24 protein-coding genes are annotated in these 25,416 nt (G+C 44.6%); 17 read left to right on the top strand and 7 right to left on the bottom strand.

Annotated features, from left to right (window positions below):
- Nucleotides 1-33 precede the first annotated feature (33 nt).
- Genes MKX34_RS25135 through MKX34_RS25125 form a run of 3 tightly spaced genes read right to left on the bottom strand, consistent with a single transcriptional unit; the run spans nucleotide 34 to nucleotide 1,619 of the window.
- A complete protein-coding gene (locus MKX34_RS25135) occupies nucleotides 34-489 on the bottom strand; it encodes a GNAT family N-acetyltransferase (RefSeq protein WP_076274243.1) in 456 nt (151 codons plus the stop codon).
- Between the two features lie 42 nt (nucleotides 490-531).
- On the bottom strand, nucleotides 532-1,176 hold the full coding sequence (locus tag MKX34_RS25130; RefSeq protein ID WP_036677593.1) for a YitT family protein: 645 nt from the start codon (nucleotides 1,174-1,176) through the stop codon (nucleotides 532-534).
- The gene (locus tag MKX34_RS25125) at nucleotides 1,173-1,619 is read right to left on the bottom strand and encodes a GNAT family N-acetyltransferase (protein ID WP_076297539.1); all 447 of its coding nucleotides are present in this window, start codon (nucleotides 1,617-1,619) and stop codon (nucleotides 1,173-1,175) included. The genes MKX34_RS25130 and MKX34_RS25125 overlap by 4 nt, the downstream gene beginning before the upstream one ends.
- Before the next feature lie 128 nt (nucleotides 1,620-1,747).
- Here MKX34_RS25125 and MKX34_RS25120 point away from each other — a divergent pair, with 128 nt between their 5' ends.
- Entirely contained in the window at nucleotides 1,748-2,200 is a 453-nt protein-coding gene (locus tag MKX34_RS25120) for a MarR family transcriptional regulator (RefSeq protein WP_076105880.1), read from the top strand.
- A 167-nt stretch (nucleotides 2,201-2,367) separates the two neighbouring features.
- Here MKX34_RS25120 and MKX34_RS25115 read toward each other — a convergent pair whose 3' ends face one another.
- Complete coding sequence (locus MKX34_RS25115; protein WP_036677583.1) at nucleotides 2,368-2,811, bottom strand: carboxymuconolactone decarboxylase family protein; 444 nt, start codon at nucleotides 2,809-2,811, stop codon at nucleotides 2,368-2,370.
- Nucleotides 2,812-3,100: 289 nt separating this feature from the next.
- Between MKX34_RS25115 and MKX34_RS25110 the strand changes: the two genes are divergently transcribed.
- On the top strand, nucleotides 3,101-3,250 hold the full coding sequence (locus MKX34_RS25110) for a hypothetical protein (RefSeq protein WP_155288181.1): 150 nt from the start codon (nucleotides 3,101-3,103) through the stop codon (nucleotides 3,248-3,250).
- A gap of 204 nt (nucleotides 3,251-3,454) precedes the next feature.
- Here MKX34_RS25110 and MKX34_RS25105 read toward each other — a convergent pair whose 3' ends face one another.
- Complete coding sequence (locus MKX34_RS25105) at nucleotides 3,455-4,699, bottom strand: sialidase family protein (RefSeq protein WP_051490984.1); 1,245 nt, start codon at nucleotides 4,697-4,699, stop codon at nucleotides 3,455-3,457.
- Nucleotides 4,700-4,866: 167 nt separating this feature from the next.
- Here MKX34_RS25105 and MKX34_RS25100 point away from each other — a divergent pair, with 167 nt between their 5' ends.
- The 3 genes from MKX34_RS25100 (at nucleotide 4,867) to MKX34_RS25090 (ending at nucleotide 7,733) form a co-directional block, all read left to right on the top strand.
- Nucleotides 4,867-5,241 carry a hypothetical protein gene (locus MKX34_RS25100; RefSeq protein ID WP_036677578.1) on the top strand — a complete coding sequence of 125 codons (375 nt, stop codon included), beginning with the start codon at nucleotides 4,867-4,869 and terminating at the stop codon, nucleotides 5,239-5,241.
- A 159-nt stretch (nucleotides 5,242-5,400) separates the two neighbouring features.
- Nucleotides 5,401-6,609 carry a glycosyltransferase gene (locus tag MKX34_RS25095; protein WP_076105882.1) on the top strand — a complete coding sequence of 403 codons (1,209 nt, stop codon included), beginning with the start codon at nucleotides 5,401-5,403 and terminating at the stop codon, nucleotides 6,607-6,609.
- A gap of 26 nt (nucleotides 6,610-6,635) precedes the next feature.
- Nucleotides 6,636-7,733: a glycosyltransferase family 4 protein gene (locus tag MKX34_RS25090; RefSeq protein ID WP_036677572.1), complete on the top strand. Its 1,098-nt coding sequence runs from the start codon at nucleotides 6,636-6,638 to the stop codon at nucleotides 7,731-7,733.
- 113 nt (nucleotides 7,734-7,846) lie between these two features.
- On the opposite strand, the gene MKX34_RS25085 is transcribed toward MKX34_RS25090, so the two are convergent.
- On the bottom strand, nucleotides 7,847-8,515 hold the full coding sequence (locus MKX34_RS25085; RefSeq protein ID WP_036677569.1) for an SOS response-associated peptidase: 669 nt from the start codon (nucleotides 8,513-8,515) through the stop codon (nucleotides 7,847-7,849).
- Between the two features lie 156 nt (nucleotides 8,516-8,671).
- On the opposite strand from MKX34_RS25085, the gene MKX34_RS25080 reads away from it, so the two are divergent.
- The 6 genes from MKX34_RS25080 to leuS all read left to right on the top strand — a co-directional run bounded on the left by MKX34_RS25080 (nucleotide 8,672) and on the right by leuS (nucleotide 15,459).
- Nucleotides 8,672-9,127 (top strand): DUF523 domain-containing protein, encoded by a 456-nt coding sequence (locus MKX34_RS25080; protein WP_076098996.1) that lies wholly within the window; start codon nucleotides 8,672-8,674, stop codon nucleotides 9,125-9,127.
- Nucleotides 9,128-9,255: 128 nt separating this feature from the next.
- Nucleotides 9,256-10,407 (top strand): cysteine desulfurase family protein, encoded by a 1,152-nt coding sequence (locus MKX34_RS25075; RefSeq protein ID WP_038572963.1) that lies wholly within the window; start codon nucleotides 9,256-9,258, stop codon nucleotides 10,405-10,407.
- A 92-nt stretch (nucleotides 10,408-10,499) separates the two neighbouring features.
- The gene (locus MKX34_RS25070) at nucleotides 10,500-11,021 is read left to right on the top strand and encodes a PRC-barrel domain-containing protein (protein ID WP_038572961.1); all 522 of its coding nucleotides are present in this window, start codon (nucleotides 10,500-10,502) and stop codon (nucleotides 11,019-11,021) included.
- A 14-nt stretch (nucleotides 11,022-11,035) separates the two neighbouring features.
- Nucleotides 11,036-11,245, top strand: a complete 210-nt coding sequence (locus MKX34_RS25065; RefSeq protein ID WP_036677557.1) for a hypothetical protein — start codon at nucleotides 11,036-11,038, stop codon at nucleotides 11,243-11,245.
- Between the two features lie 179 nt (nucleotides 11,246-11,424).
- Nucleotides 11,425-12,492: an AI-2E family transporter gene (locus MKX34_RS25060; protein ID WP_036677553.1), complete on the top strand. Its 1,068-nt coding sequence runs from the start codon at nucleotides 11,425-11,427 to the stop codon at nucleotides 12,490-12,492.
- A gap of 516 nt (nucleotides 12,493-13,008) precedes the next feature.
- On the top strand, nucleotides 13,009-15,459 hold the full coding sequence (gene leuS, locus MKX34_RS25055; RefSeq protein WP_036677550.1) for a leucine--tRNA ligase: 2,451 nt from the start codon (nucleotides 13,009-13,011) through the stop codon (nucleotides 15,457-15,459).
- A 61-nt stretch (nucleotides 15,460-15,520) separates the two neighbouring features.
- On the opposite strand, the gene comER is transcribed toward leuS, so the two are convergent.
- Complete coding sequence (gene comER, locus MKX34_RS25050) at nucleotides 15,521-16,372, bottom strand: late competence protein ComER (protein WP_036677548.1); 852 nt, start codon at nucleotides 16,370-16,372, stop codon at nucleotides 15,521-15,523.
- A gap of 187 nt (nucleotides 16,373-16,559) precedes the next feature.
- Between comER and MKX34_RS25045 the strand changes: the two genes are divergently transcribed.
- From MKX34_RS25045 to MKX34_RS25020, 6 genes are all read left to right on the top strand, one after another.
- Nucleotides 16,560-17,270, top strand: coding sequence for a ComEA family DNA-binding protein (locus tag MKX34_RS25045; protein ID WP_076272402.1), 711 nt, complete (start codon nucleotides 16,560-16,562; stop codon nucleotides 17,268-17,270).
- A gap of 113 nt (nucleotides 17,271-17,383) precedes the next feature.
- Nucleotides 17,384-17,902 (top strand): dCMP deaminase family protein, encoded by a 519-nt coding sequence (locus MKX34_RS25040; RefSeq protein ID WP_036677545.1) that lies wholly within the window; start codon nucleotides 17,384-17,386, stop codon nucleotides 17,900-17,902.
- Between the two features lie 113 nt (nucleotides 17,903-18,015).
- A complete protein-coding gene (locus tag MKX34_RS25035) occupies nucleotides 18,016-20,691 on the top strand; it encodes a ComEC/Rec2 family competence protein (RefSeq protein ID WP_076297538.1) in 2,676 nt (891 codons plus the stop codon).
- A gap of 846 nt (nucleotides 20,692-21,537) precedes the next feature.
- A complete protein-coding gene (locus MKX34_RS25030) occupies nucleotides 21,538-23,601 on the top strand; it encodes a glycosyl hydrolase 115 family protein (RefSeq protein ID WP_256717682.1) in 2,064 nt (687 codons plus the stop codon).
- 178 nt (nucleotides 23,602-23,779) lie between these two features.
- Nucleotides 23,780-24,274 (top strand): RNA polymerase sigma factor, encoded by a 495-nt coding sequence (locus MKX34_RS25025; RefSeq protein WP_232061440.1) that lies wholly within the window; start codon nucleotides 23,780-23,782, stop codon nucleotides 24,272-24,274.
- Entirely contained in the window at nucleotides 24,271-25,389 is a 1,119-nt protein-coding gene (locus MKX34_RS25020; protein ID WP_076297536.1) for a hypothetical protein, read from the top strand. Before MKX34_RS25025 ends, MKX34_RS25020 begins: the two co-directional genes overlap by 4 nt.
- The last annotated feature ends 27 nt before the right edge of the window (nucleotides 25,390-25,416 follow it).

The following is a 25,416-nucleotide window of genomic DNA, read 5'->3' as shown; positions in this document are numbered from 1 at the left end:
TGATTAGTAGTCAAGTTAGCACCTCCATAGTGCTTATAATTCTTTTGTCATAAAAACACTATAGGGGTCTTCAATGTAATCTGCAAACGGACTGCAGTATTCAAATCCATATTGTTCATATAATTTTCTAGCTGCTTCGAACCCTTCAGTGGATCCGGTTTCTAAGCTCAGCCGCCGATAGCCTTGTTGCTTAGCTTCCTTAATGATATGGGCAAGCATTTTAGATGCAATACCCTTCCTAAGATGCTTGGTAGAAGTACGCATAGATTTGATTTCACCATGATGGCTACCCAGGTCTTTAAGAGCACCGCAACCTAAGAGTTCGCCCTGCTCCCAGGCACTCCAGAAGGTGATTTCAGGTGTTTTTAATTTATCTAAATTCAACGCATGTACACTCTCTGGCGGGGATTGCTCAAACATGCTCTGCAGATGTTCACTGATCAGTGCTATGATTTCGGTTCCGGTTAAGTTATCGATTTTAATCTCCATATTATTCACTCCCAATGATAAGATTATGGTTTGCTCTATATATCATATTTCTTTAGCGGAGTCCGCTGTTGTATGTTGTAGCAATCGGTCCAAGGCTTTCTGTATAAGTGGCATAAAGTAATTAAGAATTAAGCCGCCTAAACAAATGGTAAGTAGAGTGCCAATCCCAATAGGCCCATTGAAAATAATGGCGGCAAATAAGAAAACCAGATAAATGATTGTTCTAGTAAATAGTATACTAAGCCTAGTTATCGTTTGCAGTACTAATGTTAGTCGGTCCACTGGAATCGGTGCGAAATTTGCGTACAAATAAATGGATGTACCTAATCCAATTGCGATTAAGCCTAAACCATAAAAGGCGATTTTACTGATCCACAGATTAGGCTCGATCAGATTGTTTAACAAAAAAAGCCACATATCGATACCAATGCCTGCTATAAATGCAGTTACCAACCCTAATAATTCTGGTCTTTGCTTGGATAAACATGAATTACATCCAATCAATAGGCATGCGATCAGCACTTCCCAACTGCCTACTGTAAGACCGACATTTTGGGATAGACCGACTAAAAGTGCATCAAAAGGTGACGCTCCAAGATCGGAGATTATTGTTAGTGAAACGCCTAGGGTTAAGATGAAAATTCCGCAAGTGAAAATGGAAAACGTAGTTACACTAAACTTCTTCATTCTATTGAAGCAGAAAGATCTTTAATCATTAAAAGATGAGGGATGCCATCCTCCATAAATTCAGTAGATGAAGCCCGATAACCAAGTTTCTTATAGAACCCCTCTGCCTGAGTTTGCCCGTGCAATTTAACCTTTTGATGCCCCTTTTCAACCACGATCTCTTCTAATGCAGAAATGATTTTTTTCCCAATTCCAAATTTACGATAAGGTTCTAGGATGCAAATACGCTCTAACTTACCTAATCCATCAAGAAAGCGGATCCTTCCTGTGGCAACTGGTTGCCCATCATAATAGGCGAGAACATGCTCACATTCTCCATTCAGCGTATCGAATTCATCAAATTCATCATTAAGGGGTATGCCTTGTTCCTCAACAAATACTTTTTTTCTTATTGAAAATGCAGCTTCAAGTTCCTCGATTAGTGTAATTCTTTTAAGATTCATTCTTGCTTACTCCATTCTGTATTTGTTTTTTTTAGGAAAAACGTCATAATGAATTAACGACAATTATAAGTATATATATAATCAATATTGTTGTAAATACAACATTATTGGAACTGGTAGGTGATTGAATGAAGGAGATACTTCGTGAAGTTGGAATGATAGCGAGGGCATTAGATTCCATAAGTAATATAGAGTTCAAGGAATTAGAGCTTACAAAGGGGCAGTATTTATATCTGGTCCGGATATATGAGAATCCAGGTATTATTCAAGAAAAGCTGTCGGAAATGATAAAGGTGGACCGAACAACAGCAGCGCGTGCGATTCAGAAACTTGAAATCCAAGGTTTTATTGAAAAGAAAGACGATGAAACCAACAAAAAAATAAAAAGGTTATTCACAACTGAAAAAGGTAAACAAGCCTATTCTTTTCTGAAGAGAGAAGGGGACCATACCGATTTGGTTGCGTTAGCAGGATTATCTGAAAAAGAAACGGAAGTATTGTTTCAACTCTTGCAAAGGGTTAGGAAAAATGTTGAGGTTGAGTGGGAATACGTAAAGAAGGGAAATAAAAGAGAGTACTAAAATCAGCAATTGTTATTGAACTAACCCAACGCGATCGCATGAAAAAATGCCTTGCTAGTGATAATACTGGCAGGGCATGTTAATGTGATGATCTATATATCAACGGAGCCGTGGAACGTGCGGAGCGGAGAATAAAAAAAACACCCTAAGGTGTTCTTTGAGGGTAATTATTGTTCTGCGGGTGTATTTCCCATTGCAATAGAAATTCTGTTCCAACTGTTGATTTGATTAATGACCAGTACAAGATCAATATATTGCTTCTCATCGTATTGTTCACGTACTCGTTTATATAGCTCATCAGGAACTCTTTTGGAAGGGATTAGCGTAATATGCTCAGATAGTTCGAGAGCAACCTTCTCTTCAGGTGTATAAAAAGTACATTCCTCCCAAACATTTAAACAATAAATTCGTTGTTCGGTTTCACCCATTTTACGAGCTTCGGATGTATGCATATCTATGCAGAAAGCACATCCGTTAATTTGAGAAACTCTGATTTTGATAAGTTCTCTTGTAGTCCGATTAATCGTAGATTTTTTGGTGTACATCTCCATATCCATCATGATTTTCATACCCTCAGGTGCAACTTCATTGTAGGCAACTCTTTGACTCATTTGGCAAGACTCCTTAGGCTTTAGTTTAGGAATAGTATAACTTTATTTTAACACTATTATTCTTTATATGCGAACATTTGTGCTTATTTACTTATGAGAAGGCAGAAATCACCCGATGACCTCTGCATTGGTATACATAATGTTCCAAATCTAGTATTCTAGTAAGAAGATTTTATACGGATGATGTAAAATACATAGGAGCTCGTTATGAGACGTAGTTAACATAATAATACTCAAAATGAGGTGTTTTAAAATGGGCAAGAATTATCGTTGGAGGCACGAGAAAGGAATGGGAGTATTTCGAATGTTTGGTGTGATATTTATTTTTACTCTAATGCTTAAGGGCGTCACGTTATTGGTTCAGGGAATGGAGAGTCTGGTAAGAAATACATATGAATTTGGTTATGCTTTTGGATCTTTATTAGAGAAGGTTTTTTAACTGAAAAATCGAACATATGTAATATCAAAGCCCAGTATGCTATGGATCTTGCCAGAGTGGGAATCGGCGATGATGCGGATGCGAAAGCTCAGCGTAACAGCGTTCAAGTTCATGAAAATATTTTCTTTTTCATTACCTGCACTAAAAAGCCTATCGCCTAATCCCCGGCAATAGACTTTTTATGATGTGGGCAGCCAGCCCCAATCAAGTAATAACTACATCGGAATATCCCGCAAAAATAGTCTGTGTTCCCGGACTAGTATCTGTCCATACGCCGATATATCCTCCAGGCGGAACGGAAGTGATATCAATATAATCCCCTATTAAGGTTACAGGTCCTGTACCTCCAGCATTCGGATCGAAGGAAACGTTAGTTATTCTAGTGTTGGTAAATGTCTGTCCACCGTTAATGGATCGCGCAACATATACATCTAGCAAAAATCCGTTAACCTGATTGCTGTAATAGATCACATTTACTACGCCCGTCAAAGGGTCGACATCGATCGCAGGAAAAAAGTTCTGAGATCCCGCGGGTGCACCGGTAATACTAACGGGAGTGCTCCAAGTCATGCCCCTGTCGTTTGAAATGGACATGAATACATCAGAGTACCCTTGGCGGAAATCCTGCCAGATGGTATACACACGGTTGGTAAAGGGTCCGACTGATCGATCGGTTGAAATATTCGCAAATGTTAAGACCCGAAAAGCATAGCCGGGAACGGGCAGGACTATGGGCACAGGTACGATCGTGGACACAAGAACAGGGGCGCCAAACGTTGTTCCACCATCCAAAGAAGTTCTGATCACAAATCGGAATTCCGGATTTGTCGTAATCCATGCTCCATACACGCTGCCTATCAAATCCACAGCCACATCGGGACGTTCTACCTGATTAGCTTCACTGGAAAGCAGGATGGGAGTGTCCCATGTGGCTCCATTATCACGAGATCGACTAAGAAAAGCTGTCGAGTTACCTCCGTTAGCTACATTGAACTGATGATTGTAAGAAACATAGATATTTCCTAAATATGGGCTAGATTGTCCTACATCGATTGTGATATTTGTTTCGTCATTATTAATGTAGGTTCCATACCCGCTACTTACAATTACAGGGCTGCTGAAATTAGTACCATTGTTGGTGGAAATATAGAATATAGTTGTTCCGTCTGAAGCGCCTGGAAAAGCATGTGCAGAAATGGCAAATGTATTCGGAAAGGAGTACGCAACAGCAGGTGCTTCGGCCCCTGTAAATCCTGGAGGCAGAGGCAGTAAAGCTTGTGACCAGTTGGCACCGCCATCTAACGAGCGATACATCCCTATTAATGGAACTCCGGTTGTAGTGTCTACAGCTACAGCAATCATGATCCCGGGAATAAGCAGATTCACAGCAACATAGGGTTCAAACTTTGGTGGCAAACCTGTAGTGACCTGAAAATTGAAATTGGTCATTGTCACCTCTCCTTTTTCATCTTTAATCTATGTTATGAAAAAAGCGGGAAAGGAACTGTATACCTGTCTATTTGGCTATTATTCCACGTGTTAACCCCTCCTCTTGCCTCACAACTATAAGCTAGCTGTTGAATAAGTTGATAGAAACCAAGAGGAGGAGTGAGAAAATGCCTTATACAACAGGTCTTATTACGAATACGAGAGCAACTGGTACTGCAGCGAGTAATGTAGTGGTCAGTGTTCGTAACACAAGTAATGCGAGTGCAATGATGATTGTCGAAGTCTTCGGTGTTCCATATTCCTTGCCAGCTCTTACCCCGCTTTATGTCACAGGTTATTTCGTTCCTGCAAAGAGTTCTGATATTAGAGAGTTTTTCATTGGGGGGAATCTGGCTTACGAGGTGCAAATTAGTAGTCCTTATCCTTTGGCAGAAGTAGTCACCTCTGTTTATGGGCTGGATGAGTTCGGAAATCTAGTTACCGATCAGCGGGTGCTTCAATCTGAAATGACGGAGATTACCGCCCTTTCTATACCTGTATAATAGTAATATTTAGACCATTAAGCAGCAGTCGCTGAAAGAAATAGGGCGATTGCTGCTTTTTTAGGCGTAATAAAGTATTTTAAGGGCATTCACACAGTCAGATGGGAGGAATCAAAATATACTGATTTTATACTCCAATGTAGAGAGAGGTAAAAAATCATGGCGGATGTAGGAGTAGTTATGCCTGTGTATACCCAAAAGCCGGAGTTCTTACGGCAAGCTCTGCAGTCTGTTCTACACCAATCTTTTACCAATTTTCGGCTGGTTGTTGTGATCGATGGTGCACCAGAAATGGAACCGCTCGTGAGATCCATTATTGTCGAAGATCCAAGGGTAACGGTTATCTCTTACGTACAGAACAGGGGTATAGCACATGCACTGAATACCGGCTTTGATCTTTTGTATAGTGAGCCTAGTATTCAATATCTAAGTTGGGTTTCCAGCGACAATGTTTATGAACCCCGTTTCCTCGAAATCCTTCGGGGGGCGCTAGTTAGAGGTCCACAGGAGTTAGGCATCGTGTACAGTTCTTTTCAAAGCATCGATAACGAGGGAAGGTTTCTTCATAACGAACATCAATTAGCTACTCAGCGTAATTATCAGTCACAGCCTAAAGAGAGATTGCTGGATTACTCGCTTATTGGCGTTTCTTTTATGTACAAAGCACAGATTGCGAAGCTTGTTGGAGCTTATGGAATGGAACCGGTGGAGGATTATGATTACTGGCTGAGACTGGCTGAACATTGTGAAATTCGCTTTATACCGGTGGAACTGGTGAATTATCGTGTGGATTCTACCTTTAGTGTATCTGCCCAATTACATTCGGTTGAAAATCATCGTAGATGGAGATATGCCTATCATTTGACCCGCCATCAGGCACGGTTTCGCAGAGGAATTCCGGCGATGATTACCGTTCTATATCCTGTAGTGAATGCTTGTGCGGATGAAATAACGCGGATAGAGAATCTGTACGAACAAACGTATAGCAATTATGAATGCCGGGTGTTGGATTTATCAACTACGCGTCAGCCATCGGCTCTATTGGAAACCATACCTCATCCTGCGACAGCGTTCGCCTGGCTGCCTGGAGCTGTGGAGTCACACGCGATTTGCAGTGCTATAGAACAACTATCCACTCCATTCACGATAGTTTTAGGTCCAAAAGTTTTTATAGGAGCGCTCGATATTGAGTACATGCTGGAAGCTTTGGTAACTACGGGCGGGGATACGATTTCCAATTACTATACGGATGATCATAGCCTGATTGGATTTCGACACAGACATGTCCCATCGACCAAAGGCCACTATTATAATGAGCTGTTTCGCAGCGCAGATCTGTATGATTTGTTGAAGACCTCTTTTACCTAAAAATAATTTGCGAATGAGTGATCATAATGAAGATTTTGTTCACTTTTTATAACCCGAGTGGAGGTATGCAAACCCTGAACCGAGTTCGCTGCCAAGCGTTACATGCTCGCGGTGTAGAGTGCCATTTACTGTATACACACCATGGAAAAGGACAGCAGAATATCCGTAACATTCAAACGCATATTACCAATAGCGATGACGAGATCAGGGCAATGCTTGCTCGTGAAGCTTTTGACTTAATTGTAGTGTGTACGGATATTAACTTAGCAGAGCGGATTCGAGGGTTCGGGTATAAAGGGCCGCTTGTTTTTGAAGTGCAGGGTTTAGGCACCTTAGATGAAGCTGAGCAGGTCGTTAATAATTTTACAGAGCGCATTTACAGGCTCACCGATGCACTGCTGTATCCAGAAACAACCCATTTGCAGGCGCTTTTCAAAGGCGGATTTCCAACCATTCCACAATATTGTTTTGATGATCCGATCGATTGCGATCAGTTTGGATATACCAATTATCCCGCGAAAAGTTTCCCTATCCTCGGCTGGGTAGGACGCATTCAAACGAATAAGAATTGGCGGGAATTTCTGCAAATCGGGCAAAGGCTGCTGGCGATCCATCCCGAACTTTATTTATGGATTTTTCAGGATGATACTTTGTTTGATCCAGAGCAAAAAGAAAGCTTTGATCAATTTGTAGCTGAGACGGGGATTTCTTCACGGTTGATTTCGTATTCCAATATTCCTCATGAGCAAATGGCAGATTATATGAGTATTATTGGTGATTCGGGAGGTTTGCTCCTTTCTACCTCTATTTTGGAAGGGTTTGGATACGCGGTTGCTGAGGCGATGTTGTGCCGTTGTCCTGTACTTACTACAGATTCAGACGGCGTTCGAAGACTCGTCATTAACAATCACACTGGAAAAATATACACTAGAGGGCAGCTGGATGAAGCTGTGGTTGCTGCTCTATCCTTAATGAATGATCCAGAACTACGGGCCAGAATCAGGATGAATGGAGAATGGCATATCCGGACTAACCTATCCTCTGAGCTGTATGCAGACAGATTTCTACAGATGTATCATCAATTGATGGGACGCAGAATTCATATTGAGCGGCGCTGGTCTTAACTCTGCGGTTAATCCGCAGGGTTAAGATGTTTTTTCATGGATAAACAACGAGGTCAGAATTAGTGTCAATAAAAGGGTGATAATCATTCCTACCATTTGAATAATATTGTTTTCTATATCTCATTGATTAATTCCTTCGTATTATTCCGAACATTTCCCACTGCAGTAGAAACCGGGTAGGCTCTCATTTGATGCTGATCATAGGGTTTAAGAAGCTTTATTAACGAAGTTGCGTCCTGATTGTCCCGGCTCAGCCATTCTGGCTCATCCTCAGGCTTCAAAATAACTGGCATACGGTTATGGATTTCAGCCATAAGTTCATTTGGGGTAGTCGTTATAATCGTGCAGGTACTTAATTTATTACCTTCAGGGTCCATCCAAATATCATACAATCCGGCCATTGAAAAAATACCCCCATCGCGCATCACGATTCGCATGGGTTGTTTGCTATTGCCCTGAACCTTCCATTCATAGAAGCCATCAGATGGAATGATGCAGCGGCGGGAGCTTACTAATCGCTTGAAAGAAGGCTTCTCAAGGAGTGACTCTGCCCGGGCATTGATCATTTTACTGCCGATTTTGTCATCTTTGGCCCATGAAGGAACCAGACCCCAGCGCAGTTCCCCAAGTTTATTGCTGGATCCTGTGTTAATGACTGCCGGAATTTGCTGCATGGGTGCTGCGTTATATGTTGGAGCATAGTGGATAATGGTTGAATCATTCGCAAAATATCTGACCATCAGCTCTTCCATGGTGACGGTTATCGTATATCGTCCGCACATTTTATACACTTCCCATTCGGTCGTTTTTGAGGCTGGATTTGTTTACAGCTTGTAAGCAGCATGTTATGCTCGAAATATTTCTTAGCTTGAACGGCTGTTGAGGGTTGTATCTTATTATAAACGAAGCACAATGAATGAAGAAAGCGGTGCATATAGGTGATTTTGGTAAGCTCTTGTTTAGCTGGTATGAAGGTAAGATATAATGGCACAGATTGTTTGGATGAGAAAATTCAGAAGCTTTTGAATGACAATCAAGCTATTGCTGTGTGTCCGGAATTATTAGGGGGATTCTCTACGCCTAGAGAGCCAGCTGAAATTGTCGGCGGGGATGGTGAGGCTGTGCTTGCAGGAACGGCTAAAGTAGTGGACCGATCGGGCATAGATGTAACAGAACTATATTTAAAAGGGGCTTATATTACGCTTGAGAAAGCTCAAGAAGTTTCAGCTACGATGGTAGTCCTCAAGGAAAACAGTCCTTCTTGCGGCAGCACCATGATTTATAACGGAGAGTTCAAAGGGAAGAAGATCGCTGGGAACGGCGTGACTGCAGCTTTACTTAGAAAAAACGGCATAGAAGTTACCTCTGAAGAGAATTGGCTGTCATTACCTTAGCCTGTGCAGGGAATTGATTACAATATTGTGTTCTTTAGTTTGTGGAAAACTAACTTCTCGCGCGGTATAATTTAATAGTTCTTAAAAACGAACTGTTTTCCTATACCCTAGAAGTGGAGAAATGAATGATGAAAACCATCTATTTGGACCACGCCGCATCAACCCCGGTTCATCCGGAGGTGGCCAAGGTCATGCTGAATATAATGACAGAACAATATGGAAATGCGTCCAGTGTACATCAGTTCGGACGTTCAGCCAAGAAAATATTAAATGGGGCGCGCGATACTATCGCCGCCTTTTTAGGCTGCTCGCCGGAAGAGTGGGTGTTCACTGGCGGCGGAACCGAAAGTGACAATCTAGCACTCTATGGAGCTGTCGCTGCTGTTGCCCAGAAAGGCAATCATATTATCACCTCTGCGATAGAGCATCATGCAGTGCTACATACCTGCGAAGAGCTGGAGAAGGAAGGCTTTAAGGTTACTTATCTTCCTGTGGATTCTACAGGCCGAGTATCCGTTGCAGATGTAGAAGCAGCGGTGCAGGAAGACACAGTGCTAATCAGTGTAATGTATGCCAACAATGAGGTAGGAACCGTTCAGCCGATTCAGGAAATTGGCCAGTTTGCCAGAGAGCGGGGTATTCTGTTCCATGTTGATGCTGTACAAGCTCTTGGAGCCTTACCGATCACACTGCGGGAGCTTCCGGTAGATTACATGAGCTTTACAGCTCACAAAATCAATGGACCTGGGGGGATCGGTGGCCTTTATGTGCGGAGTGGAGCACCGCTGCATCCAAGACTCCACGGTGGCCTTCAGGAGCGCGGCAGACGAGCCGGAACAGAAAATTTAGCAGGTACTGCTGGATTTGCCAAGGCTGTTGAAATAGCAGTTACAGGTCTATCAGAACGTCGACAAAAAGTGCAGCTCCTGCGCAATAGACTACTTGAAGAGCTGGATGCGCTGATTGGACGGGAAAGTTATTCAATTAACGGCAATACCGAGCATTTTTTGCCAAGTATACTGAATTTGAGCTTCCCGGGAGCTAGAACAGATGTTATGCTGATGAACCTGGATATGGACGGGATTGCGGCAGCAAGCGGTTCAGCCTGCACGTCAGGATCACTGGAAATATCCCATGTTCTGAGAGCAATGGAGCTTCCAGAAAATATTTTAGGGTCAGCGATTCGATTTAGCATGGGTTTGGGTAATACTACTGAAGAAATTGAGTACGTTGCTCGAAAAGTTGAAACCATTCTGAATCGGCTGCGTATCAGAGACTAGTTACTTCTAGGCTATGGTAGGTATCCTGATCATTCGGGCTTTCACTTTTTGAGAACTCGTAATTACACTCAAAGTGAGGAGACCGAGCAGCCATGAAACTTCAAGATCTGATCGGCTTGGCTGTATATGAAGTTGAAGAGGGTAACGCAATCGGCAAAATTGTCGATATTTTGCTCGATTCAAACTGGAATATTACGGGTATTGAACTGGAAAGCAAATCTTTTTTTGGTGGCCATGTGAAATTTGTGGCATGGGAAGATATTGTGGCCTACGGCGAGGATGCTGTCATGATTCGTAATAAAGAGTCGATTGATAAGATAGATGCCGATCATATACCTTGTACTTTTCTACTTGGAAAGAACAAACTTAAGGATTTGAAAGTGCTAACTACAACTGGAACTATACTCGGACGAATATCTGATGTTTATTTTGACCAAAAGTTGGGAAACACAATAGGAGCGCTGGAAATTAGTGACGGGCTTGTCACTGATTTGATCGAAGGCCGCAAATGGCTGCCTTGTTCTGACGAGATGTCCATTGGTGAGAATGCATTAATGGTTCCTGCGATGAGCGAAGAACGGCTACAAAAAGCCATTAATATTGTTAACGGATAGGTGGAATGTATTATATGAAGTGTCCAAACTGCAACTCCAAAGATATCGGAAAGATCGGTTCCCACCAGTTTTATTGCTGGGGCTGTTTCATCGAATTGACGGTAAATGGCGAAAAAATGTCGGTTTATCAAGTTGAAGAAGACGGCACACTAAGCTCGCTGGACGACCTGTTCTCCGGGGATGATATGACTCAGGATTTCCCGCAAATTCATGCGTCGTCTTAACTATGAATCTTGCTTTGTAAGCAAGACTGCTCTATGTACTTAAGCGTCAATTTCCTTTCAGCTGAAATCAGTTGTAAGGTTATTGACGCTTTTTTGTGTGTTTGATGGTTATTTTGCTGCGGCCATACATATACTTATTTACGAAGCTAGTCCAGGCTCTACCGCAGGAGGGTACTCTCATGGAACAATGGTCCCAAAGTAAATGGTTCCGCTGGATGATCGGAGTGCTGCTATCCCTGATCATTTTGTATTTTGTTTGGTTGCTTCGTCCGATGCTGCAGGGGATTTTTGTATTTTTAAAGGCAATCCTCGCTCCATTTCTGGCAGCTATGATTATTTCCTATGTGCTGAATCCCGTGGTTAGTATGCTGGCCGGACGGAAGATGCCGCGTAGCGTAGCTGTTCTACTTATATATGCAGTGTTTCTAACGGCGATTACCGTGATCGCCATCAACCTTATCCCGATGTTTATTGAGCAGCTTGAAGAATTAAATGAACATCTGCCTGAGATCACACTGCAAGCCCAGGGGCTGATGAGCCATATGAATACAAGGCTAATACCGCCTGGGGTTGAAATGGGGATGAACAACTGGTTTTTTCAACTGGAGAATCGTCTGGCCGAAGGGATTTCGCATTTTCTCGATAATATAGGGACAACGATTAACTTGCTGTTCAATGCTTTTATCGTGCCGTTTCTGGTGTTCTATATTTTGAAGGATTTTGACGTATTTGAACGGACGGTGGTCTCTTGTCTGCCCCGCGCACGCCGCAAGTCTATTGTTACTTTGTTAAAAGATATCGATGCTGCGCTCGGCAATTACATTCGCGGACAATTTCTGGTCTGCATCATTATAGGTGTGCTTGCCTATATCGGCTATGCCATCGTCGGAATGCCTTATGCCTTACTGTTCGCCAGTGTGGTGGCAGTATTTAATATTGTTCCGTATATGGGTCCTTTTCTAGGGGCTGCACCTGCCATTGTGATGGCTTCGACCGTCTCTTTTCGATTAGTTCTACTGGTTGCTGTGGTAAACACTTTATGCCAAATTGTGGAGAGCAATATTATTTCTCCACAGGTCGTAGGCAGGACGCTACATTTGCATCCGCTGCTTATTATCTTCGCATTGCTGGTAGGTGGTGAACTGGCAGGGATGATTGGACTTATCCTTGCTGTACCGTTCTTTGCAGCTGCAAAAGTCGTAATTCAACACTTTATGGCGTTTTTAATCAAACGAAAGCCCGTATAAAGGGATAATCATTGACTATTGATAACAGTTTTGTATATAATGTTGGGGAATATTACTGATGACTCAGTATATAGTTGTTCGATGATGAGGAGTATTAATTCTATACCGTTATTGCAGAGAGCCGACACTAAGGTGCGAGTCGGTTAACGGAACAGAGTGAACTCACCTCGGAGTAACGGTGCAAGTTTACAGGATATCCATAAGAGATAATGGATGTCATGAATGAACCGCCGTCGCCTCACCCCCGCTAAAGGGTGCAAAGTGAGTGGCAGAATAAAGTATATTCGCCGCTAACTAGGGTGGTACCACGGGAATTATAACCTCTCGTCCCTAGCGATAATACGCTAGGGATGGGAGGTTTTTTTGTAAATATAAGAGAGTATACGTTTTACGCAATACTTCATGTCTTATATTTCCCGCATAAACGCTTACCGTCCTTATAAGGACACCGAAGGTGTATATGCTTGGTTAAGAAATAAGAAATCTAAGAAGTAACACTCCAAGGAGGAGCAGACAATGAGCGACAATCAAACAAATAGCACACCCGCTGGTGGTTACCGGGCGCAGACTATTGAGCCGAAATGGCAAAAGTTCTGGGATGAGAACAAAAGCTTTAAGACAGGAGAAGATCCTGAAAAACCCAATTTTTATGCACTGGATATGTTTCCGTATCCTTCAGGTGCAGGACTGCACGTAGGTCATCCAGAGGGTTACACAGCAACGGATATCGTTTCTCGCTACAAGCGGATGCGCGGTTTCAATGTATTGCATCCGATGGGCTGGGATGCTTTTGGACTTCCGGCAGAGCAGTATGCGATGGATACCGGCCAGCATCCACGTGATTTTACCGATAAGAACATCGATAATTTCCGCCGTCAGATCAAATCGCTGGGTTTCTCCTACGATTGGGACCGCGAGATCAGCACGACAGATCCGGATTATTATAAATGGACACAATGGATTTTTATCCAGTTGTATAACAAAGGCCTGGCTTATGTAGCAGAAGTACCTGTTAACTGGTGTGAGGCATTGGGTACGGTACTTGCCAACGAAGAGGTTATCGATGGTAAAAGTGAGCGCGGCGGTCACCCGGTCGTGCGCAAACCGATGCGTCAATGGATTCTGAGAATTACAGAGTACGCTGAGCGTTTGCTGGAGGATCTGGAAGAGCTGGATTGGTCCGAAAGCATCAAGGATATGCAGCGCAACTGGATCGGGAAATCAACAGGTGCAGAAGTGAACTTTAACATTGAAGGTCACGAGGCTAACCTGACCGTGTTTACTACACGTCCAGATACACTGTTCGGAGCAAGTTACTGCGTACTGGCACCAGAGCATGAGCTTGTTGATGTGATTACAACTGAAGCACAGCGTGCTGCTGTGGCAGAATATCGTGAAAAAGCTTCTCGTAAGAGCGATCTGGAGCGTACGGATTTGGCAAAAGAGAAGAGTGGTGTCTTCACAGGCGCATATGCAATTAATCCTGTGAATGGTGCGAAGGCGCCAATCTGGATTGCAGATTATGTGCTTGCTGGTTACGGAACGGGAGCAATCATGGCAGTTCCGGGTCACGATACACGCGACTGGGAATTTGCTAAACAATTCGGCCTGAATATCGTGGAAGTCGTTCAAGGCGGCAACGTTGAAGAAGAGGCTTATTCCGGAGATGGTCCGCATGTCAATTCTGATTTCCTGAATGGACTCAAGAATGAAGAAGCGATTGCGAAGATGATTGCTTGGTTGGAAGAAAAGGGCGTAGGTAAAGGCAAAGTAACCTATCGTCTGCGTGACTGGCTGTTTAGCCGCCAACGCTACTGGGGAGAGCCCATTCCAATTCTGCATTTGGAAGACGGCACAATGAAGACTGTTCCGGTTGATCAGCTGCCGCTGGTACTGCCGGATGTAGATGCGATCAAACCTTCGGGTACAGGGGAATCTCCACTTGCGAATGTAACAGAGTGGGTGGAAACTATTGATCCTGAGACTGGCATGAAGGCTCGCCGCGAGACGAACACCATGCCGCAATGGGCGGGCAGCTGCTGGTATTACCTGCGTTATATTGATCCGAAAAACGATCAAGAGCTGTGCTCCCCTGAGAAGCAAAAAGCATGGCTTCCAGTAGATCTGTATATTGGTGGAGCGGAGCATGCCGTGCTTCACTTGCTCTATGCACGTTTTTGGCACAAGGTGCTTTATGATCTCGGCGTTGTTGAAACAAAAGAACCTTTCCATAAGCTGGTTAACCAAGGTATGATTCTTGGAAATAATAATGAAAAAATGAGTAAATCACGCGGAAATGTCATCAACCCGGATGAGATTGTGGAAGCTTTTGGTGCAGATACACTACGTGTGTATGAAATGTTTATGGGCCCTCTGGAAGCAACCAAACCTTGGAATGAAAAGGGTGTAGAAGGAGTTCACCGTTTCTTGTCCCGTGTATGGCGCCTGTTCGTGAGTGAAGATGGTAAGCTGAGCACCAAAATCACAGCAGACGGTGGCACTGACGAGTTCAAACGCACTTGGCACAAGACCATTAAGAAGGTCACTGATGATTTCGAGCATCTGCGTTTCAATACCTCAATTAGCCAGTTGATGATTTTTATTAACGATGCTTATAAGCAAGAAACTTTGTCCCAAGAAGCTGCTGAACACTTCGTACAAATGTTGTCACCACTGGCGCCTCACATCGCTGAAGAGCTGTGGCAGCTGCTCGGTCACGAAGGAAGTATCAGCTACGTGGCTTGGCCAACGTATGATGAAGCATGGACGGTGGATGCTGAGGTTGAAATCGTTATTCAGGTAAATGGTAAAATCGTACAACGCGCGTTGATCCCGCAGGATATGGGTCAAGAAGAGATGCAAGCTCATGCGTTGTCACTCCCGAATGTGAGTGCAGCAGTAGAAGGTAAAACCGTACGCAAGATCATTGCGGTTCCTGGCAAGCTTGTAAATATCGTAGTGGGTTAAGCGAAGAACGCAATAATGCCCGCAGCAACGGAGAATTCCGTGCTGCGGGTTTTATTGTTTTCTAACGGTCTACAGGACTTTGAATAATACCGTCATGCCCAAATAGCGCATCCAGCTTGGTGACATCCTCATCGTATTTATCATGCGTAGTCATGATGAGACGTTCGAATACGCCCTCAAGGCTAATGCGAAGATGGTTCAGTGCCTCTGCGGTAATCCCGCCACGGACAGCTACACGTTCTTGGAGCTCTTGCGGGGTGAATTCTCCTTCTGTTAGCAGCTTGCCTGTTCCAAGCAGCATTTCACCTGCAAGCCGGCTGATTAACGTCTCTTCAATCCCGGTAACTTCCACCGCAGCTTCAATCCAGCGTTCAATGAAATAGCTCAAGAACGCAGGTCCGCAGCTGGAGAAATCAGAAGCGATTCGGGTATGGGCCTCTTGAATTTCCAAAGGAACACCTATGAAAGACAACAGCTGCAGCAGCACAAGCCTGTCTTCTTTATTAAGCCTGCTGCCAAATATGCACAGTGATGTCCCACTTTTGACACAGTGTGTAATGCTGGGGATGATCTTGGCTATTTTGGACGGCAAAGCGGATTCCAGATGTTGCAATTGAACGGGACTTGTAATGGATACGACGATTTGATCGCTGCGGAGATAAGGGCCAATCTCATCTGTTAAGGTTTTGAATTCCAGCGGTTTTACACATAAAAAAACAATGTCACTTCCAGTCGCTGTTTCACTATTGCTTCCGCATAAGTTTATGCCGGGATGACGATCTTCTAGCTCCAGCAGTTTATTCAGACTGCGGTTGCTGGCGAGTACATCGCACGGATTCAGGGCTCCGGAAGAAAGAAAGGCGTCAATCAGCAGGCTGCCCATGCTGCCTGTTCCGATAAATCCTACTTTCACCTGTGGTTCCTCCTTTCTAGCGTTGCTTTTTTACTAACTGACATGAATGCTCTTCGTTATATGTATGCAGGATAGACTTGGACAGATGACAGGTTTTGTATGAATTATTAAAGGAGTTTCCAGCCGCAGGAATGTATGAAGATTCACAAAAAGGCATAAGAAGAATTTTTGTGAGGAGGAAAGTGATATGAATAAAGGGAGTATCGTGCTCGGAGTGGCTGCTGCTGTAATAGGAAGTGGGCTATTCTGGGCGGCGGGAAGCAAGGGCGATTCCGGGATTGCCGGGTGGGAGACTTTGAATGTTGGTATGGAGCAAGCTGTTGGAATCGCTGAGTCTGGTGACGCTCCAGCTGCTGGGGGCAGTGAGGGAGGTCATCAGACGAAAGGAAATAAGCAACATTTAGAGAAAGATGCAGGGCAGGCTGAAGCTGCTGGGAATGTTGAAGACGGTGAGAAGGTTAAGGAGGCTGCGCAAGCAGAACAAGCAGAACAAGCTGTCCAAACTTCGGCAGATGAAAAAGCTACGGCAGCCGCTGCGGGGGAGCGAGCAAAAGGAGCGGGCCAAACACCAACGGCAGAAGGTCAAACACCAACAGGGGCAGAAGTTCAAACGCCAAACATTGCAGGGAAGCAAACGTCGGCAGGGGATAAAGCTGTTGCGGCTAAGGAGGCGACTGAGCTTTCCGCATCAGCAGCTTCACAGGAAGGTAAAGTAAATGTGAATACTGCGGGTGTTAAGGAGCTGATGGATCTTCCGGGCATCGGAGAAAAGAAGGCTCAGGCAATTATGGATTACCGCAACCGTGTAGGGACCTTTCGCAGCCTATCTGATCTGGGGAAGGTAAAGGGGATAGGACCTAAAATGCTGGAGAAGTTAAAAGCTTTAGTAATATTTTGAAGATAAATAGGAAATGAAGATCGTTGGAAGTGCCACAACCGTTGTCCTAGTGAAAACTTGCGGGGATGTGCTACAATAGTTAACAACTATTTAGAAGGATATGGAGATTGATTATGACTACTGCCTATCGTAAAGACTGGGATACTTATTTCATGGACATTGCCTGTATGGTCTCAACTCGTTCACGCTGCTCACGACGACATGTAGGTGCTGTGCTGGTGCAAGGTAAAAAGCTGCTTGGTACCGCGTACAATGGGGCGCCAATGGGCGTACCTGATTGCTCAGAGGCAGGTTGTATGCTCTCGGAGCAATATGAGATGGAGATCGTGGATGGCGTAGAGACTATGGTGAAGAAACAGCGCTGCATTCGCACGATTCATGCGGAACAGAATCTTTTGCTATTCACAGACCGGATTGACCGGGAAGGCAGCACCGTCTATGTGACGGATGAGCCTTGCTGGACCTGTGCAAATATGCTGGCTAATAGCGGTATTGTGGAGATTGTGTATTATCGTCCTTACCGTAAGGATATGGAAAAGGTAGAGGCAATGATGGCTGCCAAAGGCATCGTATTTCGCCAATTGGAAAATTATGAGCCACCAAGTGAAACGATGATTAAAGTAGCGGATTAGCTGTATTGTACAACCCTAATTGAATAAGATGACTTGAGGAAGAACCTCTCGTACGCCTTTATGGCGTATGCAGAGGTTCTTTTTTTATCTTGCGAAAGGAGGAGAATGGAGACGTGAAGGAGAGACCCTTATTAAGTTTTACAGTGTGTTGGGTGACTGGAAGTGCAGCAGCATGTTTATACTCAGGGATTGGCTTGTGGTTGGCGTGGGCTGGATTACTATTGTTACTGGTTAGTATGAGAGTTTGGGTGAACATGAGCTGGAAACAGCTGGCGGTATTTTGTTTGGCGATTATTATATCCGCTGGATATTGGGAATGGAATGAAGGCCGCAATGTAAGTCACCTGCCTGAAGTGCTGGGGAAATTATTTTCGGAGTTGAATGAGACTGCCGTGGAGGCTAAGGGGACGATTATTTCCGTTGTGGAACGGGACGGGGACCGGGTTGATTTTACGATGAAGCTCTCAGAGTTATCGTTGATTACTGAGGAAGAGGCCGCTTCGCCTGATCCGCGGGACGAACAAGATAAAAGGGGGCATGGGGAGTTAATTATGGTGCAGATCAAACTTCTTGCCGAGCAAGAAATCGCTATTGCCGCGGAGTGGCGCAGAGGGGATCAGGTATCGCTAAACGGCGTACTTGAAGAGCCAGCGACAGCGCGGAATTACGGAGGGTTTGATTATCGAGCCTATTTACATACGCAGAAGATCCACTGGCTTCTAAAGGGTCAGGGGGCAGAGAACGTGCAAGCAACGGCTCCAGATTCATGGCGTCCGTTAATGATCTTACGCTGGAATGATAAAGCGCGGGCAGTTCTTGGAGCAGAGACGGATCGGCTGTTTCAAGAGCGCCACTCTGGATATATGAAGGGTTTGGTGATTGGGATGCAGGATGATCTCGATCCGGATACCTTTAAGCAGTTCTCACAACTTGGGTTGACACATATCCTCGCCATTTCAGGCATGCATGTTGCAGTGTATGTTGGTGTTCTTTTATTTATATTCAGGCGCTTACGGATGACAAAAGAGACCACGCTAACAGTCACCTTAGTGCTCGTTCCCATATACGTCCTTTTGACAGGTGCGGGTCCGTCTATCGTACGTGCGGGATTAATGAGTATGATTGCATTGCTCGCTGCACGAGTTGGCATGCTGAAGGATGGACTGAATATTTTGGCTGCAGCGGCACTGGTTATGCTGATTTGGAATCCTTACATGCTGCTCAGTGTCAGTTTCCAGTTGTCATTTCTGGTGACCTTAGGATTAATGGTCTACGTTCCGCTTATGGACCCTCTGCTGAGGGCACTGCCACGCTGGCTTAAAAGCGCCGTCTCTGTGACTCTAGTTGCCCAGTTGGTCTCATTTCCATTGACGATCTATTATTTTAATCAATTTTCGCTGCTGTCTTTAGTGGCTAATCTGGTTTTTGTGCCCTTTATTACTTTTATTGTATTGCCTTTAGGAACGCTGGCGCTACTGCTTGGACGATTGTGGGGAGATGCTGCAATTTTTTTGGCACATATTACGGAGCTGCTGAATAACGTTACTTTTTATGCGGTTGAATGGATCAATGGTTTTGCTGGTGGAGTTTTGATTTGGCGCTCGCCTTCACTGCTGTGGATCGGAGTGTATTATGTCTTGTTGTACGGGCTGTTGTATGCTGCCAAGCTAAGAATGGAAGCCCGCGCAACACCGCAGTATATGGAGGATGAGACGAGGCCGTTAGCTGAGATTGGTTTAGCTGTGAACAAGCACGGCGGGTTTGGGGGAGCGGGGAGCGCACAGTATTTTTTGGATGCGCCTATGTTTGTACGTTGGAGCGGAGCGATTGTTCTACTATCTGCGGTTGGACTGGGCCTAATGCTGTACAAGGGTTATCAGTCAGAAAGAATGGAAGGTAAAGGGACGATTAGTTATCTGGATATCGGGCAAGGCGACAGTATCCTCATCACTACACCAAAAGGAGCTCATATTCTTGTAGATGGTGGAGGAACGTTAAATTTTGGGCAAAAAGAAGAATGGCGCATTCGCCGCAGCCCGTTCGAGGTAGGGGCTAAAGTGTTGGTGCCTTTGCTTAAAAAACGTGGGATCCACCGTCTGGACGCGATTATTTTGACTCATGGGGATCAGGATCATGCCGGGGGACTCCAAGCCGTTATGGAGGCGATTCCGGTTTCGGCACTGCTTTTTAATGGCACACTCGCTGACCGTGAATCTTATATGGAGATGATGCGGACTGCGCTGGAGAACAATGTTCAACTGTATGCCGTGCATCAGGGAATGAGGCTTTCCCCGGATGATAAGACAAAGCTGTCCTTTTTATGGCCGGAGGAACAAGATAGAGAGGGAGCAGCGTCAGGTTCTTCTATGCTGAATGGCATCCCAATGCTAGAGGATCAGAACCACGATTCTGTAGTTTTTCGTTTAGAGATGAACGGAAGGAATTTTCTATTTACCGGAGATATGGATCTGGAAGCCGAGGAGGAGATTGTGCAGCAAGCACTGCAAAAGGGTATTAATGCAGGACCTGCCATTGACGTTTTAAAAGTAGCTCACCATGGGAGCAAAACTTCAACAGGCGAGTCTTGGCTGCAGTTCTGGCATCCATCGGCTGCGGTGATTTCTGCGGGAGTAAATAATCTATATGGTCATCCGAAAGCTGAGGTATTGGAACGTTTGGAAGTTAATCATGCTGCTATTTTTAGAACGGATCGGCAGGGGGAGATTCAGATGCGTGTGCGGGCCGACGGGATTATGGTGCGTCATAAGTTGGCGGAGGGAGCGGATTAAGGAAGGTAGTAGAGTAATGTGATTGAGTGCTGGGGTATGAAAGAGGGATTTGTGAGTGCACACGGACTTCTACTGTTGCGGTTTGTGTAAGCGGGCAAAGTTGCTCCTATCCGAATTAATTTAGGTAGTAGACAGCTCAAGTAGCTCCTTCTGTCGCGTTAGTGCAGAGTAGGTCATCATGTATCAATATCGCAGAATCTATGTAGCTCTTTCCGTTGCATTCTTCCCCATAGACACCATAGAACCTAAAAACTCGTTTAGTTGCACTTTGTGCAATAGATCGCACTTTAAAGTAGCTGGATCTTCATTTAGTTGCACTTTGTACACTTGGAATCTGGAAAAATGCCTATTTCTCTAATTTTGAACAGAAATAGTTGCATGAAGTGCAACTAAATCACTTTATGAGCTGGAAAGATCTTTTTTAGTTGCACAAAGTGCAATAGAACGCTCCATATGAACATACCAAAGCGCCTCTGTTACATATTATCGTTGTAACGATGTTAACTTCCACCCAAATTCCGATTACTTGCTGATGATCCAGTCCATTTGTTCTAGCACCAGCTGCTCTAATGCAGTAACTGTAGTCCCTGTCTAGCACCAGCTGCTCTATTGCAGTAACTGTTGTAACTGTTGTCCTGTCTAGCACCAACTGCTCTAATACAGTAGCTCCAGCTCCAGTAACCGCCGTCCAATTATTACGCGTGCATGCACAATCTATGTAAACGCTTTATAATAGAGATAGAAGATTCTGGTAAACTCTATGCCTATTTAAACTATGTTTCAAAGCCCGGTGGTGAGAAGCTTATGTCCTCCGTGTTTTGTAGCGAATTAGGAGATGAAGCGATAGTGAATACATATGCAGAATTTAGAGTCACAGCGGAAAGTGTATACGATGTTCAAGTGGAATGTAGTAATCCAATTGGACATACTTGGCGAATGATCGCCAGAGATCATGAGCAGGTGTTCGGAAAAGCTCCGTTACAAGGAGCAGCAGCTACTGTAATTATTCGTTATGCAACACAGGATGATGGCTGCCCGGAATGGGCAGAGGGTTTTTGTTTGCGTTTTGCAGGTAGTGAAGAGGATCGGGTCCTGCATATTATCGGCCGTGATGAATTGGGCATTATTTATGGGATGCTTCATTACAGCCGCCACGTGCTTGGTGTCGATCCCTTCTGGTTCTGGGCGGAGCTTCCTCCTGCTAAGAAAGATGCGATCAATCTGCCTGTTTCTGACTACAACAGCATTCAGCCAAAGGTACGTTACCGAGGTTGGTTCGTGAATGATGAAGTGTGTCTTATTGGCTGGAAGGAGGATTATCCTCCGACGGCGGAGGTATGGGAGCCTGTTTTTGAAGCGCTGCTGCGCTGTGGTGGAAATATGGTAATCCCGGGGACGGATTTGCCGAGAGACGGAGTTCATCATCAGCTTGCGGTAGATATGGGACTGTGGATCACACATCATCATGCGGAGCCGCTTGGCGCGCAAATGTTCCTGCGTGCTTTTCCGGGCAAGCAGGCTAGCTATAAAGAATATCCAGAATTGTTTGAACAGCTGTGGAGAGAAGCCATCGAGCGGCAAAAAGGTGAAAAAACACTCTGGGTGCTCTCCTTCCGCGGACAGGGCGATAAACCTTTTTGGGAGAATGACCCCTCTTTTGATACTCCGGAGAAACGGGGCGATTTGATCTCATTTGTGGTTCGCAAGCAATACGATATGATCTGTGAATATGTGGACCAGCCTGTGTGCTGTATGGCGATGTACGGAGAAATTGCGGAGCTGTATAAACAGGGAAAGATCGAAGTTCCAGAAGGTGTTATTAAAATATGGGCGGATAACGGATACGGCAAAATGGTGTCGCGACGACATGGCCATCTGAATCTGCGCGTGCCTGCTCTACCCGAGGCAGGTGATCAAGGCAAAAACGGGGTATATTACCACGTCACCTTCCACGATTTGCAGGCCTCCAATCATCTAACACAATTCCCTACGGATCCGTCCTTTATAGTGGAGGAATTACAGGGTGCATTTGCGGCAGGGGCTAGTGAATATCTGCTGGTGAATTCAGGGAATATTTTGCCTCATCTCTATACATTAGATCTGACAGCAAAGTTGTGGATGGATGGAACAGCAGATGCTGATGAACAGCTTCAGACCTTCGTTAACCGTTTCTACACAGCGCAGCAGGGGCGAATTGCCCAATTGTACAAAAGCTACTTCAAAAACACCATAGTATATGGTCCTAATGCTGACGACCGCGCAGGCGATGAATTCTATCATCATCCGGCAAGGCAGATTATAGGGCATTGGCTGCAAAATAAGACGGAGAGCGATGAACGTCTGTGCTGGGCCGCAGGGGATGTTCCTTTTGTAGAGCAGGTTCGATGGTTCAGGGATCGAGCTGAGCGAGTTGTACTAGTCTGGTATCTGCTGCGAAAGCAGTGCCTAGAGGTGATGGAACTTTTACCCGAAAAAGAGCGAAACAGGCTGCATGTTCAACTGCTAGTTCAAATTGAGCTGCATTGGAGCGGGTGCAGAGGGTTATCCTCTCTTTGCCAGGCGTATATGTGTTACCAAGAAGAGCGATTTCCAGAGGCGTTTATCGAAGCTTCACATGCGGTTTGGGATTATAAGGAGGGCCAGCAGGCTCTTTTACGGGCAGAGATCGGTCAGTGGAAGCATTTTTATCGGGCTGATTGGTTGACCAATATTGCCAACACTATAGATCATGTAGAAACAGCCCGCAAATTTTTGCGGATTCAGGGGGATAGTCCGGATATGTTTTTATGGTATAAGGAATATTTGATGCCCGAGACTGAAAAGCATATCTATCTGGAAAATACGCATCGTAATCCGTTACCGGACGATGAGCTTGCACGGCGGCTGGAGGAGAAATTCAGCTCTCTTTAAAATATCCGCACACCACTAGTGAACGCTTAAAACGTTCATCGGTGGTGTTTTTTAATGAATGACCTATTTTTTTATTTTAGAGGGAACTTTTTCAAGTTTGGAAAGTCTTATTAGGCAAGGGGTGAGGCGAAACATGCTAAGCGAAGATATACCATATACAGTTGCGTACGCGCCCGCAATGAGTTTGCGGGAAATGATGGAGGCGTATGGCTCGGATGTGTGGAATTATGCTTTTTTCTTAACTAGAAGTCGAGAGCAGGCAAATGATATCAGCCAAGAAGTATTTTTGAAGGCGTATAAGAATGTTGGGAAATACCGGGGTCAATCTTCGATGAAAACCTGGCTGCTTACAATTACCAGAAATACGGCCTTCAGTTGGAGCAAAAATAGCTTTTGGCGCAGATTCATAGCTTTGGGCGATCAACCTACTACTGTTAATGCTCCTTCTGCGGAAAAAGAAGCTCTCGGCAATCAGTATGCGAACCGTATCTGGGAAATTATTATGACCCTTCCAGAGAAGAACAGAGAGGTGCTTGTGCTAGATATTCAACATGGATTATCCATTGCCGAAATGTCAGATTTGCTGAATGTAGCACAAGGAACCGTGAAATCTCGGCTCGCGCGGGCGAGAGAGAAGGTTAAAGAGGCTATCCAGAAGGAGGAGAGGGAATGAAACGCAACGCGGATGATAGTAATCCAGTGATGATCGGGCAGACGGATTGGTATGCGGAAGCAGGCAAAAGACCTTTCATTGAAGATGGCTTCACGCCTGAGTTAATGATGCGGATCGAACAGGCTGCTGTGAATAAAAGTTCAGGTTACAAACGTTATTGGATGAATAAAAATGTGCTTCTAACCAGTCTGGCTACGGTTTTGTTGATAGGTGCGCTTACCTTGCCTATGGGTGTATGGAAAAACACAGGGCCAATCCATTCGCCATCCGTTCAGTCACAAGGCGCAGGCATACTGCCTTCTTCTAGTTCTGCAACTAATGATAAAGCGTTAGAGCCTCCGACAAGTCCAGTAGAATTTGAGATTAGCGGAAAGAAATACTACATGCCTTTGCCAATGAACAGAGATAAGAGCAAAGCGTATGCCGTTGAGACAACAGCGGGAATTCTTTGGTCGCCGCCACCCCCGATGGTTGACTACAAGAAGCCAAAGTACACACATCCTACAGAACCGTTCACTCTTTACCTGAGCTCTAAGGACCAGACGGAGCTATCGGCTTCTTCGGCTACTAGGATTTATACTTTTCCTCTTTATGGGGGAGGGGCAAGTACGTATCAATATTTGAGTGGATTTTTTGGGGCAGGCGATTACGTCCTGTTAATTTCCTTCAAAATGACTCTTGGTGTAGGAATGTATGAGGATGTTAAATTTTCAATGCTTAATGTTAAAAAAGCAGCGGCGGGAGAATCTGTAGTTCCAATAGCGCTTGCATCCTTCGATAATACACTTTTAGAATACAAGTCATTAATCGCTGTTGATAAGGAGCATGGACAACTCGTACTTAGTTACTTAGAACATGCAGGGGATAAAAAGTACAAAGAGAAAACCGTACTTTATGATATGGAGACCATGAGCATTCCAACACCTGCTACAGCAATTGGTTTTAAAGAGATTAAGGGAGAAACATTAATTATGGATTATAAAGTGGGTGGGGAACAACGTAAAGCGGATATTCTTACGAAAGCTGGATTGGGGTGGCTGGATGAGAATTGGGCTTTTTTATCCGAAGAGCAACAAAATAAGCTTTATATGGATTATATGAACAATACTCCCTAGTAGATAAATCACTAAATAAAAGCTATA

It is taken from the genome of Paenibacillus sp. FSL R5-0636 (assembly GCF_037974255.1).
Lineage (GTDB): Bacteria > Bacillota > Bacilli > Paenibacillales > Paenibacillaceae > Paenibacillus_AQ > Paenibacillus_AQ odorifer.
This window is presented reverse-complemented; position numbering and strand designations above follow the sequence as displayed.